Raw genomic sequence first — 12,599 nt, 5'->3', positions numbered from 1 at the left:
CGAAGCGCTTCGACGGGCGAAGGTATGTGGGGGGCGCGGGCGCGTCAATGGGGGGCGCAGGAATCGGTGCGGAATCCTCGGACCGCCCTGTGGCCCAGAGTGATCGCCAGGGCGAGGCCGGCGGCGGCTGCGGGGAGGGTGAAACCGGCGGTCGGCGACAGGCGCTCCACCGCCCAGCCGCCGGTGGCGGAACCGCAGGCCACGCCGCCGAGGAGAGCCGTCACGGCGAGGGTCATGCCCTCGTTCGCCCGGCCCTCGGGGGTGCGCCGCTGGACCAGCGCCAGCGCCGTGACCATCGTCGGAGCGGTGGCCACGCCCGCGAGCAGCAGGGCGGGCGCGAGGGCGAGGAGGGAGCCGGTGGTGCGCGCGGCGAGCAGCGGCAGGGCCATGAGGGCGGTCATCGCCGTCAGGCACCAGGCATAGCGGCGCTCGGCGGGACCCGCGGGCCGCAGCGTGCCGTAGAGGAGTCCGGCGGCGCACGATCCGGCGGCCTGCAGGGCGAGGACCGGGCCGGCCGCCGCCTTGTGACCCTGTGCGTCCGCGAACGCGACGGTGACCACCTCCATCGCGCCGAAGACCGCTCCGGTGGCCAGGAGGCCGAGCAGGAGCGGGGGCATGCCGGGGGCGCGCAGCGGGGGCCGGGTGCCCGGGCGGCGGCTGGGCGGTGGTTCCGTGGCGCGCTGGGCGGTGAAGATCAGCATGCCGGTGAGCAGGAGGATTCCGCCGACCAGGGTGCCGGCCTCCGGGAACAGCCGGGTGCAGAGGAAGGCGGCGAGCACCGGGCCGAGCAGGTAGCACAGCTCGTCGGCGGCCTGCTCGAAGGAGTTCGCCGTGTGCAGGGCGTCCGGGGCGTCCCGGTACAGGTGGGCCCAGCGGGCGCGGGACAGGCCGCCGATGTTGGGGGTGGTGGCGGTGGCCGCGTAGGCGGCGAACAGGGTCCAGTCCGCGGCGCCGTAGTGCACGCACAGGACCAGCGCGAGGCCGCCGAGCAGCGCGAACAGCGTGGCGGGCAGGGCGATCCGGGCCTGGCCGTGACGGTCGACGAGGCGTGCCACCCAGGGGGCGGTCACGGCCGTGGCCGCGAGACCGGTGGCGGTGACGGCACCGGCGAGGGCGTACGAGCCCCGGGATCCGGCGATCATGATGACCGAGCTGACGCTGAACATGCCCGTGGGGAGCCGGGCGATGAGGTTCCCGATCGTGAAGGCGCGGGTGCCGGGGTGGGTGAACAGCCGGCGGTAGGGGTTGCGCGGGGCGGGTGCCCTGCCGGTGGTGCGCGGGGCGGGTGCCCTGCCGGTGGTGCGCGGGGTGAAGTCGGCGGCGACCAGGGTGTCCTGGGCCACGGTGAGCAGGGGTGGTCTGCGGGAGGAGGGTTGCGGCATGTGAGGAAGCGTCGCCCGGCCCGTGACCTGCGGTCCAACACTTACTCCATGGCGATTGACGCACCTGCGTTGTAAGTTCACCGGATGCCTGCCGTCGACCCCCGCCTGCTCCGCGCCTTCCTGGCCGTCGCGGAGGAGCTCCACTTCACCCGTGCCGCGACCCGCCTCCACGTGGCCCAGCAGGCGTTGAGCCGGGACATCCGCAGGCTGGAGCGGGAGTTGGGCACCGAACTGTTCGTCCGTACGACGCGGCAGGTCACGCTGACCCCCGAGGGCGAGCGCCTGCTGCCGTACGCACGCAAGGTGCTGGACGCGCAGGACGAACTCCTCGCCGCCTTCGGGCAGGCCCGCCCCCTGCTGGTCGACCTGAACTCCCCGGGGCTGGTCACCGGGCGCCGGGTGCTGCTGCGGGCCCGCGAACTCGCCCCGGACCAGGAGCTGATGGCCCGCTACGAGAGCGGTCTCACGCATGCCGCGGCGGAGGTGCTCGCGGGCCGGCTGGACGCGTCGTTCGGCCGGTTCGCGGGCCTGCCCGCGGCGCTGCGGGCCGGGCTCGACCAGCAGCCCGTGCGGTACGAGCCGATGGCGGTCGTCCTGTTCGAGGACCACCCTCTGGCCTCGCTGGAGGCGGTGCCGCTGGCCGCGCTGGCCGGGGAGACGGTGTACGCGGGCGCCGGGAACCCGCGCACGCCGGAGTGGACCGACCTCGCGCACCGCCTGTTCGACGGGCGGGGCATCCGGGTCGCGCCTCCGGTCCCGCTGGCCGTCGGGGACGAGGAGTTCCAGCGGATCATGGCGAGGACGGGCCATCCGATTCTCGCCGTGGTGGACTTCCCCGCGCTGCCCGGGACGGTGCGGCGTCCGCTCGTCGATCCCGTACCGCTCTCGCCGGTCTCGCTGGTGTGGCGGCAAGGGCTGAAGCATCCGGGACTCGATGCGCTTCGACGGGCCTCGGCCGAGGTCGCCGCCGCGGCGGGGTGGCTGCGGCGGCCTGTGGATGGATGGATTCCGGCCATTGACGCCAAGGTCATGGCCGCCTGGGGCTGATGACCCGGGGCACCCGCCCCATCGTCCGCGTGCACGCTCTCGCAGGACCAGGGCCGTCCGGTGAGCGGGGACGCCCGGACGGCCCTGGTCTCTCATGGACGGCTACACCGCCAGCCAGGCCGCCTGGTCCGGTGCCAGCAGGCCGCCCTCGACCGGACCGCTCGCGAGCAGTGCCGAGGTGTGCTCCGGCAGCCGGTACGCCTCGGCCGAGAGGTTGACCACGCACAGGAAGCCGGGGTCGCGGCGGAAGGCGAGGACCGAGGCGGGGGCGTCCAGCCAGGTGAGAGTGCCGTCGCCGAGCGCCGGGTGCTCACGGCGCACGCGCAGGGCGCGTCGGTAGAGTTCCAGCATCGACGCCTCGTCGCCGGTCTGCGCCTCCACGCTGCGCTCACCCCAGTCGGCGGGCTGCGGCAGCCAGGGCGCGGCCGAGGCGCCCTCCGGGCTGAAGCCGAACGGCGCGGTCCGCCCGGACCAGGGGATCGGCACCCGGCAGCCGTCACGGCCGCGCTCGGTGTGCCCGGAGCGCTCCCAGATGGGGTCCTGGAGCACGGACTCGGGCAGGTCCTCGACCTCCGGCAGGCCGAGTTCCTCGCCCTGGTAGATGTAGGCGCCGCCGGGCAGGGCGAGCATCAGCAGGGCGGCCGCCCGGGCGCGACGGGTGCCCAGTTCCAGGTCCAGGGGGCCTTCGGGCTCGTAGCGTTCGTTGGCCAGCCACCGCTTGACGGTCCTGCGGCCGTAGCGGCTGACGTGGCGCATGACGTCGTGGTTGGACAGCACCCAGGTGGCCGGCGCACCCACCGCGCCGAGCATGGCCAGCGAGTCGTCGATGACCGCGCGCAGGTCCTTCGGGTCCCAGCTCGCCATCAGGAAGTCGAAGTTGAACGCGGTGTGCAGGCCCTCGGGGCGGACGTAGGCGGCGAGCCGCTCGGGGGTGTCCGCCCAGGCCTCGGCGACGAAGGACCGGTCGCCGGTGAACTCGTCGGCCACCCTGCGCCAGGCGCGGTAGATCTCGTGGACCTCGTCACGGTCCCAGTGCGGGTGGTCGATGTGCTGCCGGATCCGCTCCTCCCCCTCGTCCCGGCGGGAGAGCGGCCCCAGCAGCGCCGGCTCGTGGCGGGGCGGCAGGTCGGGCAGTTCGGGGTGCTTGATCAGTCCGTGCGCGACGTCGATCCGGAACCCGTCCACGCCCCGGCTGAACCAGAACCGCAGGATGGACTCGAACTCGGCCCGCACCTCGGGGTGTTCCCAGTTGAGGTCGGGCTGCTCGGGGGCGAACAGGTGCAGGTACCACTCCCCGTCGGGCAGCCGGGTCCAGGCCGGGCCGCCGAAGGAGGAGACCCAGTCGTTGGGCGGCTCGGCGCCGTCGGAGCCGCGGCCGGGCCGGAAGACATAGCGCTCCCGCTCGGGGCTGCCCGGTCCGGCGGCCAGTGCGGCCTGGAACCAGGCGTGCTGGTCGGAGGTGTGGTTGGGCACGATGTCGGGGATGACGCGGATGCCGTGCCGGTGCGCCTCCTCGATGAGCTCCTCCGCCTCGGCCAGGGTGCCGAACAGCGGGTCGATCGCCCGGTAGTCGGCCACGTCGTAACCGTGGTCCGCCATCGGCGACTTGTACCACGGGTTGATCCAGACGGCGTCCACGCCAAGCGACTTCAGATACGGCAGACGGGAGCGGATGCCGGCGATGTCACCGACGCCGTCACCGTTCCCGTCGGCGAAACTGCGGATGTAGACCTGGTAGATGACGGCGCTGCGCCACCACGGTGCGGTACCGGACATACGGCTGCGTTGCTCCTTCGGAGGTGAGAAAGCAAGGGGGAAGGCGTGGTTGGGAAGGCGCGGGTGAGGAAGGCGCGGGTGAGCAGGCGTGGTGCCTACTTCGCCGCGCCCGCGGTGAGTCCGGCGACGATGCGGCGCTGGAAGAACAGCACCATGATCACCAGCGGGATGGTGACGACGACGCCCGCCGCCATCTGGCTGCCGAACGGCGTCTGGTACGTCGTGGCACCCGAGAACTTCGAGATCGCGACCGTGGCGGTCTGCATGTTCGGCTTGTTGGTCATCGACAGGGCGATGAGGAACTCGTTCCAGGCGGCGATGAAGGTGATGATCGCGGTGGTGAAGATGCCGGGCGCGGCGAGCGGGATGATGATCCTGCGGAACGCCTGGCCGCGGGTGCAGCCGTCGACCATGGCGGCGTGCTCCAACTCGTCCGGCATCTGACGGAAGAACGTGGTCAGGTTCCACACCGCCAGCGGCAGCGCGAAGGACATGCTCGGCACGATCATGGCCTGGTAGGTGTTGATCCAGCCGATGTCCGTGAACAGCTTCAGCAGCGGGACCACGATCGACACCACCGGGAACATCGAGGTGGCGATGATCAGTGTGAGGACCAGCCGCTTGAACGGGAACTCCAGCCGGGCCATCGCGTACGCGGTGAACGTGGCCAGCAGCAGCGCCAGCGCCGTGGTGATGCCGGCGACGACAAGGCTGTTGAGCAGCGCGCGCGAGAACCCCTGGGAGGGGCCGAACACCGCACGGTAGTTCTCGAACGACAGCGGCGAGGGAAACAGCGAGGTACTGAAGATGTCGTCGTCACGCCGGAGGCTGGAGACCAGCATCCAGTAGAACGGGGCCAGGCAGTACGCGACCACCGCGGCGACACCCACGTAGGGCAGCCGGCGGCGCCAGGTGGCTGTGAGGGTCATGCCGTCACCTCCGCACGGCGCAGCGCCAGGACACCCCGGCGCCCGGTCCGGCGCTCCCGCCTGCTCCTTGGGCCGCCGTCGCCGACGAGGTCGGCGCCCAGCAGCCGGACGAAGGCGAGCGCGATGAGGAAGACATAGAGGAAGAGCAGTACCGCGTAGGCGGAGGCCGGTCCGAAGCGGACGTTGGACGCCTCGTTCTGCGCGAGCATCGACAGGGTCTCCACCGAGCCCTTCTGCGCGCCGACGAGGATGTAGGGCAGGTCGAACATCCGCAGCGCGTCCAGGCACCGGAACAGCACCGCCACCAGCAGCGCGGGCTTCACCAGCGGCAGGGTGATGTGCCAGAACCGGCCCCAGGCCCCGGCCCCGTCGATCCGGGCCGCCTCGTACACCTCCTTCGGGATCACCTGGAGGCCGGCCAGTACCAGCAGCCCGATGAAGGGGGCGGTCTTCCACACGTCGGCGACGATGACCGCGATCTTGGCCGCGAAGCCGTCGGCCGTCCACAGGACCTGGTGTCCGAGGAGGACGTTGGCGATTCCGTCGGCGTTGAAGATCCACCGCCACAGCAGGCCGGAGATGGCCGTGGGGATCGCCCAGGGCACGAGGATGCTCGCCCGCACCACGGCCCGGCCGCGGAACGCCTTGTGCATGATCAGCGCCATGGCGACGCCGATCACCGTCTCCAGCGCCACCGTGACCACGGTGAAGAGCGTGGTGTTCCAGAAGGCGTTCCAGAACCGGTCCCCGGCCTGGGTGAAGATGTCGCCGTAGTTCTTCAGACCCACGAACGGCTCGGTGTTGCTGATGAAGCCGGTGCTGGGGTCCAGTCCCTTCGGTCCGTACAGCGACTCGTCGAGCGCCATGAGCGTCGGATAGAGCACGACGATCGTCAGCACCAGGAGCGTGGGGGAGACCAGCAGCGCCGCCAACCGGCCGGTGCCCGTGCTCGCACGTGCCCGTGTGCGCCCGCGGCTGCGCAGCGCGGAGGCCCGCCCGGGGCGGTGGAGCGCCCCGGGCTCCCGCGCGGCGGCGCCGGACGGGATCTCGGTGTCGGCCATGATCCGGTTCCTCACTGTGCCGTCAGCTTCTGCAGGGCCGCCTGCAGGTCCTTCAGGGCCTGCGCGCTGCTCTTGCTGCCGGACAGGGCGGCGTAGGCCTCCTTCTCGATCGCCGACGTCACGTCCCCGTACTGCACGACCCGCGGGCGCGGCACCGCGTGCAGGATGGACTGCTTGAGGACGGGCAGGTACGGATACTGCTTGTCCAGCGACGCGTCGTCGTAGAGGTTCGCGTACGGCGGGGCGAGGGAGGCGGCCTTGAGGAAGTAGCTCGCGCTCTCCTCACTGCTGTAGAACTTCATGAAGTCCAGGGCCGTCGCCTTGTTCTTGGCGAAGGACGACAGGGCCAGGTTGTGACCGCCCAGGCTGGAGGAGCCGGGCCCGTTCAGACCGGGCAGCGGCGCCACCGCGAACTTCCCCGCGATCGGGCTCTTCCCGGCCAGCGCGTACACGTACGGCCAGTTGCGCAGGAAGACCAGCTTGCCGGACTGGAAGGCCTGCCGGCCGTCCTCCTCCTGGTAGGTGATGGCCTCCTTGGGGATCGTCCCGTCCTTGACGGAGTCGACCAGGAAGTCCAGGCCCTTCTTCGCCTGCGGGGTGTCGACGTCCGGCTTGCCGTTCGCGTCGGTGACGACGCCGCCCGCCGAGTTCACGGCCTCGGAGAAGTTCACCGTCAGGCCCTCGTACTTCTGGAACTGCCCGGCGTAGCAGGACATGTCCTTGGCCTCGGGGAGCTTCTTCACCTTGGCGCAGTCGGCCGTCATCTCGGACCAGGTGGCCGGAGGGCCGGTGATGCCGGCCTTCTTCAGCAGGTCGGTGCGGTAGTACAGCATGCCGCCGTCCGAGCTGCCCGGGACCGCGTACAGACCGCCGCGGTACTTCGCGGTCTCCACCACCGGCTTCAGCATCTTCTGCAACGGGAACTGGCCCTCGGGCAGGCGGTCGATCCACTGGTGGGCGGCGAACTCCGACGTCCACACGACGTCGAGCGAGAGCACCGTGTAGGCGTCGGACTTCGTCTCCGCGTTCTGGATCATCTGCTGCCGCTGCGAGTCCGCGTCCGTCGGCAGCTGGATGAAGGTGACCTTCTCCTTCGGGTGCAGCTTGTTCCAGCGGTCGATGATCGTCTGAGTGGTGCCGGTGGCGTCCTTGCCGGCCACGTACGTGATGGGGCCACGGCCCTTGAACGACATGCTCTGGGAGTCCTGCTGGGAGCTCCCGCCGCTGCCGCCGGACGAGCCGCAGGCGGTGAGGAGCAGCCCGGCGGCGACGAGCGTCGCCGAACACTGAAGGGCTCTGGTGGTCCTGGTCATCACTGTCTCTCTCCTGGTCGTGCGGAACCGAAGGCGCGGCTGACAGTGCTGTCACGGGGTGGAGTTCCATCGAACGCGCAGGTCGCAGCCCTCGATGCCGACTGCGTGGCAGCTCCTTGCGCGGTGTCGTGACAACGCTTGCACGCTAGGAGCGACCCCAGGTGAAGTCAATCCATAAGTCATCGATATTTCGAATGGCTTTAGGTGAGTATTGCAGTAACTTACGGTCCAAAACGGGCAAATCTCCCTCCCGGGAGGTTTATGGCAGCGCTTTCACGAGCCACTTCTCGATGCCCGTTTCTGTGCTAACTTCCGCTCATGTCACCAGCTCAGCGGCACTCCACGATGGCCGACGTGGCCGAACGGGCGGGGGTCTCCCTGTCGACCGTCTCCCGCACCCTGCGCGGCATGACGTCCGTGTCACCGGAGGTCCGCGCCCGGGTCGAACAGGCCGCACGCGAGCTGAACTTCGCGGTCTCTCGGCAGGCCGCCAGCCTGGTCACGGGCAGGACCGGAGTCGTGGCGGTCCTCGTGCCCACGCTCAACTCGTGGTTCATGGGTTCGGCCCTGTCCACCCTCGGCCCGCTGCTGCGTGCCTCCGGAATGGAGCTGATGGTCTATGTGATCCCGGACCTGGCCGAGCGCACGTCGTTCTTCGAGCGTCTCCCGGCCCGGCGGAACGCCGACGCGCTGCTGGTGTTCGCCTTCGACCTCACCGATGAGGAGATGGCGCGACTGGACAACCTGGGGATGCCGGTCATCTACGTCAGCCAGCACGTCGAGGGCCGCCCGAGCGTGTACGTCGACGACGTGGCCGGAGCCCGCAAGGCCACGCGCCACCTGCTCAACCTCGGACACCGCCGGATCGCCTTCGCGCAGACCGCGACCGTCAGCGGCTTCAGCTTCAGCTCGCGCGAACGGCTGGTCGGCTACCGGCAGGCGCTCTGCGAGGCCGGCCTACCCGTGGACGACGAGCTGGTGGTCGCCCTGTCGGTGCACGACAAGCGCGGGATCGTGGCGGGGGTCGGGCATCTGCTGAGCCTGCGGGAGCCGCCCACCGCGGTCTTCGTCGAGCAGGACGAGCTTGCCTCGGCCGTCGTCTCCACCTTGCGCAGGGCGCGGATCGACGTGCCCGAGCGGATGTCCGTCATCGGCTTCGACGACCACCAGGTGGCCGAGTGGATGGACCTGTCCACGGTGGCCCAGTCACCGTCGGACATGGGCCGGGTGGCCGGGCAACTGGCCCTGGAGCTCATCGGCGACTCCCAGGCGGACCGCGCGCGCCACATAGTCCTGCCCACACAGCTCATCCCCCGGGCCACCACCGCCCCACCGGTGCCGCGGGGCGAGCAGGAGGACTCCGTCTGATCGCCCCGCAGCTCCGGAACCCGTTCCGGGGCCGGCGCGGCACCATGACTTCCGCGGCACCATGACTTCCGCGGCGCGGCGACGGGGCCTACGCCCGCGCCAGCGCCGCCCGCCTGCGGTGGCGGGCCACCCGTTCCCGGTTGCCGCACACCTCGCTGGAACACCAGCGGCGGCGTCGGCCGCGGGACGTGTCCAGGTAGACGATCGGGCAGTTGTCCCCCTCGCACCGGCGCAGGCTCGCCCTGGCCTTCGGATCGGTCAGGAGCTCGATCGTCTCGCGGGCCACCGCCGCCAGCAGGTCCTCGCACACGGGCAGCGTGCGTAGGCGTCGTACCAGCGCGCCGTCCTCAGCACGGACCGCGCACGGCGCGGGCGGTGCGCCCCGAGCCGCCGCGTTCACCCGGACCAGCGCCCCGTCCGCCGGACGCCCGTCCAGCTCGCCGTGCACCAACTGGCCGATGTGCTCGCGCAGTTCGTGAAACGCCCGTAGCCAGTCCGCGTCCACCCCGGTCAACGGGGTACCCATCGGCACCAGGCCGGCCCCGGCGATCCACGCGCGCAACCGGTCCACCGAGTCGAGCCGTTCCTCGGGATGCGTCGTCGTCAGCAGGTCCAGACAGATCCGCCCGGAGTCGAACCGCAACACGTAGGAGGCCGTGGCCGTGCCGGATGCCATGTGCCTGTCACCGCCTCGGAGTCGCCGCGGTCGCCCCCTCTACAGTGCCCGCCCGCACATGCCCCCGGGAAGTCCCCGTACGTCACCGCCTCCGAGGCGAGCGCGAGGACCGCACGGCCCCACCACCCGGGCGGCTCACAGGTCCGCGTACTTGGAGTCCGCCGCCGGGTCGAGCGCGAGCCGGTACCCGCGCTTGACCACCGTCTGGATCAGCTTGGGCGCCCCGAGGGCCGTCCGCAGTCGGGCCATCGCCGTCTCCACGGCGTGCTCGTCGCGCCCGGCGCCCGGGAGCGCGCGCAGCAGGTCGGAGCGGGGGACCACCCAGCCCGGCCGCCGGGACAGGGCGCGTAGCAGGGACATCCCCGCGGGCGGCACGGGCCGCAGGGCGCCGTCCACCATCACCGCGTGCCCGCGGATCTCCACCCGGTGGCCGGCGATGGGCAGGGTGCGGGCCCGGGCGGGCAGCTCCTGGCACAGCAACTGGACCAGCGGGCCGAGCCGGAAGCGCTCGGGCTGGACCGTGTCGATGCCGCGGGCCTGCAGCGGCAGCGCGGTGACGGGGCCGACACAGGCGGGCAGCACGTCGTGGTTCAAGGCGGCCAGCAGCTCCGGCAACAGCCCGCGCTCCTCGGCCCGGGAGAGCAGGGACGCGGCGGCGGGCGCGCTGGTGAAGGTGAGCGCGTCCAGGCCCCGGGTCACGGTCGCGTCCAGGAGCCGGTCCATGGGCCCGATGTCCTCCGGCGGCATCCACCGGTACACCGGCACCCCCACCACCTCGGCTCCCCCCTCCCGCAGCGCCTCCACGAAGCCGGGCAGCGGCTCGCCGTGCAGCTGGACGGCGATACGGAGGCCGTCGACGCCTTCCTCGAGCAGCCGGTCGAGCACCTCGGCCATGGACTCGGAGCTGGGCGACCACTCCTCGGTCAGCCCGGCCGCCCGTATCGCGCCCTTGACCTTCGGGCCGCGCGCGAGCAGCCGCACCCCGCGCAGCCGGGCGAGCAGGTCCTCGCCGAGCCCCCAGCCGTCGGCGGCCTCGATCCAGCCGCGGAAGCCGATCGCGGTGGTGGCGACCGCGATGTCCGGCGCCTGGTCGATCAACTCCTTGGTGGCGGCGAGGAGTTCACCGTCGTCGGCGAGCGGCACGATGCGCAGGGCCGGCGCATGCAGCACGCACGCGCCGCGCCGCTGGAGCAGGGCCCCCAGCTCGTCGGCCCGCCGCGCGGCCGTCACGCCCACGGTGAACCCCGCGAGGGGGCCGTGTTCTGGTCGCTGCTGGTTGTCTTGCATGGCTCTCGTCCCGCACTCGAGTCGGCATCCCGGTCCCCACCCGCTCGTGAACACCGGTCGTACGCGTCGTACCTACATGCCGATCGAGCCTGTCAACGGCTCGTGACAGGCTCGGTTCGGCTGCATGTCGCCGGTGTTACGTCACACTGCGGAGCGGCTGGTGCCGCGTCACACTTCCGCGTAGCTGAGCTGCTGCTTCGCCTCGGACCCGGAAGCCTTGGCCTGTGCTTGCGCGGCCGGGCGGCGAAGGTATACGGCCCAGGTGACCGCGAAGGCCACGGCGTAGAAGGCGAGGAAGGCGACGAAGGCGCCGGTGCCGGAGTGGTAGGAGAGGAAGGATTGCCGGAAGGCGAGGTTGATGCCGACGCCGCCGAGCGCGCCGACCGCCCCGATGAGGCCCATGGAGGCCCCGGACAGCCGCCGGCCGTAAGCGGCGGCCTCCTCCCCCTGGAGCCCCTTTGCGACGGCCTTCGCCTGGAAGATGCCCGGGATCATCTTGTACGTCGACCCGTTGCCGAGCCCGCTGAGCACGAACAGCACCACGAACGCGGTGGTGAACAGCGGCAGCGACTTCTGCATGCTCGCGAAGACCAGGACGGCGGTGGCCGCGCCCATGACGACGAAGTTCCACAGCGTGATCTTCGAGCCGCCGTAGCGGTCGGCCAGCCAGCCGCCCACCGGCCGGATCAGCGAGCCGAGCAGCGGGCCGATGAAGGTGACGTACGCCGCCTGCAGCGGGGTGCGCCCGAACTGGTTCTGCAGCACCTGCCCGAAGGCGAAGCTGTAGCCGATGAACGAGCCGAAGGTGCCGATGTAGAGGAGGGACATGATCCAGGTGTGGGCGTCCTTCGCGGCGTCCCTGGCGGCGCCGGTGTCGTTCTTCACGGAGGCGAGGTTGTCCATGAAGAGGGCGGCGAGCACGGCGGCGACGACGATCAGCGGGATGTAGATCCCGAGCAGCACACGCGGCCCGCCGCTCGCGCCGATGATGGCGAGCGCGACCAGCTGGATGACGGGCACGCCGATGTTGCCGCCACCGGCGTTCAGTCCCAGGGCCCACCCCTTCTTCCGCAGCGGGAAGAAGGCGTTGATGTTGGTCATCGAGGAGGCGAAGTTGCCGCCGCCGACGCCGGCGAGCAGGCCGACGACCAGGAAGGTGGAGAACGAGGTGCCCGGGTGCATCACGACGAAGGCGGCGATCGTCGGGATGAGCAGCAGGCCGGCGGAGATGATCGTCCAGTTGCGCCCGCCGAACACGGCGACCGCGAAGGTGTAGGGCACGCGGACCACGGCGCCGACGAGCGTGACCATGGACGTGAGCATGAACTTGTCGGCGGGGGTCAGCCCGTACTTCGGGCCCATGAAGAGCACGAGGACCGACCACAGGGTCCAGACCGAGAACCCGATGTGCTCGGAGAAGACGGAGAACCAGAGGTTGCGCCGGGCGATCTTCTCCCCGGTCTCGTTCCAGAACGTCTCGTCCTCGGGGTCCCACTGCTGGATCCAGCGGCCTCCCCTGCCGGCGGCGGGGGCTGTGCTCGGGGCTGTCATGACGCCTCCACGGTTGTGCGGTGCCCAGGTGTCGTGCGGGGTGATGAGTCCCGAAGGTAGAAAGGGCGCGTTTCCGCGCTGTGGCACCGAGTGACCGGAAGGGAACGTTGCTCTCACGGGGCGGGGAGGGGCGCGGTGAGGCGGCGAGCGGGCGTGGCCGGACCCGTCCGCCGCGGAACGCCCCGAAAAAGTCCTGAAAGCCCTGGAAC

Annotated in this window: 10 protein-coding genes; 2 read left to right on the top strand and 8 right to left on the bottom strand. The window is 71.2% G+C overall.

Annotated elements, in window-relative coordinates:
* Window positions 1-44 precede the first annotated feature (44 nt).
* On the bottom strand, window positions 45-1,382 hold the full coding sequence (locus ACFYZJ_RS33985) for an MFS transporter (protein ID WP_388574693.1): 1,338 nt from the start codon (window positions 1,380-1,382) through the stop codon (window positions 45-47).
* Window positions 1,383-1,466: 84 nt separating this feature from the next.
* Between ACFYZJ_RS33985 and ACFYZJ_RS33980 the strand changes: the two genes are divergently transcribed.
* Window positions 1,467-2,429 carry a LysR family transcriptional regulator gene (locus ACFYZJ_RS33980; RefSeq protein ID WP_388574690.1) on the top strand — a complete coding sequence of 321 codons (963 nt, stop codon included), beginning with the start codon at window positions 1,467-1,469 and terminating at the stop codon, window positions 2,427-2,429.
* 102 nt (window positions 2,430-2,531) lie between these two features.
* On the opposite strand, the gene ACFYZJ_RS33975 is transcribed toward ACFYZJ_RS33980, so the two are convergent.
* From ACFYZJ_RS33975 to ACFYZJ_RS33960, 4 genes are all read right to left on the bottom strand, one after another.
* Window positions 2,532-4,205: a glycoside hydrolase family 13 protein gene (locus ACFYZJ_RS33975; protein WP_388574687.1), complete on the bottom strand. Its 1,674-nt coding sequence runs from the start codon at window positions 4,203-4,205 to the stop codon at window positions 2,532-2,534.
* A 95-nt stretch (window positions 4,206-4,300) separates the two neighbouring features.
* Window positions 4,301-5,134 (bottom strand): carbohydrate ABC transporter permease, encoded by an 834-nt coding sequence (locus ACFYZJ_RS33970; protein ID WP_388574684.1) that lies wholly within the window; start codon window positions 5,132-5,134, stop codon window positions 4,301-4,303.
* Window positions 5,131-6,195 (bottom strand): carbohydrate ABC transporter permease, encoded by a 1,065-nt coding sequence (locus ACFYZJ_RS33965; RefSeq protein WP_388574681.1) that lies wholly within the window; start codon window positions 6,193-6,195, stop codon window positions 5,131-5,133. Before ACFYZJ_RS33965 ends, ACFYZJ_RS33970 begins: the two co-directional genes overlap by 4 nt.
* Before the next feature lie 11 nt (window positions 6,196-6,206).
* The gene (locus ACFYZJ_RS33960; protein ID WP_388574678.1) at window positions 6,207-7,508 is read right to left on the bottom strand and encodes an ABC transporter substrate-binding protein; all 1,302 of its coding nucleotides are present in this window, start codon (window positions 7,506-7,508) and stop codon (window positions 6,207-6,209) included.
* 318 nt (window positions 7,509-7,826) lie between these two features.
* Between ACFYZJ_RS33960 and ACFYZJ_RS33955 the strand changes: the two genes are divergently transcribed.
* Window positions 7,827-8,876, top strand: coding sequence for a LacI family DNA-binding transcriptional regulator (locus tag ACFYZJ_RS33955; protein WP_388574675.1), 1,050 nt, complete (start codon window positions 7,827-7,829; stop codon window positions 8,874-8,876).
* A gap of 88 nt (window positions 8,877-8,964) precedes the next feature.
* Here the strand turns inward: ACFYZJ_RS33955 and ACFYZJ_RS33950 are convergent, their stop codons facing one another.
* The 3 genes from ACFYZJ_RS33950 to ACFYZJ_RS33940 form a co-directional block, all read right to left on the bottom strand.
* A complete protein-coding gene (locus tag ACFYZJ_RS33950) occupies window positions 8,965-9,552 on the bottom strand; it encodes a CGNR zinc finger domain-containing protein (RefSeq protein ID WP_388574672.1) in 588 nt (195 codons plus the stop codon).
* 135 nt (window positions 9,553-9,687) lie between these two features.
* Window positions 9,688-10,839 carry a uroporphyrinogen-III synthase gene (locus ACFYZJ_RS33945; RefSeq protein ID WP_388574669.1) on the bottom strand — a complete coding sequence of 384 codons (1,152 nt, stop codon included), beginning with the start codon at window positions 10,837-10,839 and terminating at the stop codon, window positions 9,688-9,690.
* Between the two features lie 168 nt (window positions 10,840-11,007).
* Window positions 11,008-12,390: a nitrate/nitrite transporter gene (locus tag ACFYZJ_RS33940; RefSeq protein ID WP_388574667.1), complete on the bottom strand. Its 1,383-nt coding sequence runs from the start codon at window positions 12,388-12,390 to the stop codon at window positions 11,008-11,010.
* Between the last annotated feature and the right edge of the window lie 209 nt (window positions 12,391-12,599).

Source organism: Streptomyces sp. NPDC001848 (assembly GCF_042891915.1).
In the GTDB taxonomy this organism is placed as follows: domain Bacteria; phylum Actinomycetota; class Actinomycetes; order Streptomycetales; family Streptomycetaceae; genus Streptomyces.
Note: the sequence above shows the minus strand (reverse complement) of the source record. Positions and strands in the feature narration are given on the sequence as shown.

What these genes read in the sequence shown, in the direction of transcription:
- ACFYZJ_RS33985 (WP_388574693.1), bottom strand. Translation starts at nt 1,382, where the DNA reads ATGCCGCAACCCTCCTCCCGCAGACCACCCCTGCTCACCGTGGCCCAG.
- ACFYZJ_RS33980 (WP_388574690.1), top strand. Translation starts at nt 1,467, where the DNA reads ATGCCTGCCGTCGACCCCCGCCTGCTCCGCGCCTTCCTGGCCGTCGCG.
- ACFYZJ_RS33975 (WP_388574687.1), bottom strand. Translation starts at nt 4,205, where the DNA reads ATGTCCGGTACCGCACCGTGGTGGCGCAGCGCCGTCATCTACCAGGTC.
- ACFYZJ_RS33970 (WP_388574684.1), bottom strand. Translation starts at nt 5,134, where the DNA reads ATGACCCTCACAGCCACCTGGCGCCGCCGGCTGCCCTACGTGGGTGTC.
- ACFYZJ_RS33965 (WP_388574681.1), bottom strand. Translation starts at nt 6,195, where the DNA reads ATGGCCGACACCGAGATCCCGTCCGGCGCCGCCGCGCGGGAGCCCGGG.
- ACFYZJ_RS33960 (WP_388574678.1), bottom strand. Translation starts at nt 7,508, where the DNA reads ATGACCAGGACCACCAGAGCCCTTCAGTGTTCGGCGACGCTCGTCGCC.
- ACFYZJ_RS33955 (WP_388574675.1), top strand. Translation starts at nt 7,827, where the DNA reads ATGTCACCAGCTCAGCGGCACTCCACGATGGCCGACGTGGCCGAACGG.
- ACFYZJ_RS33950 (WP_388574672.1), bottom strand. Translation starts at nt 9,552, where the DNA reads ATGGCATCCGGCACGGCCACGGCCTCCTACGTGTTGCGGTTCGACTCC.
- ACFYZJ_RS33945 (WP_388574669.1), bottom strand. Translation starts at nt 10,839, where the DNA reads ATGCAAGACAACCAGCAGCGACCAGAACACGGCCCCCTCGCGGGGTTC.
- ACFYZJ_RS33940 (WP_388574667.1), bottom strand. Translation starts at nt 12,390, where the DNA reads ATGACAGCCCCGAGCACAGCCCCCGCCGCCGGCAGGGGAGGCCGCTGG.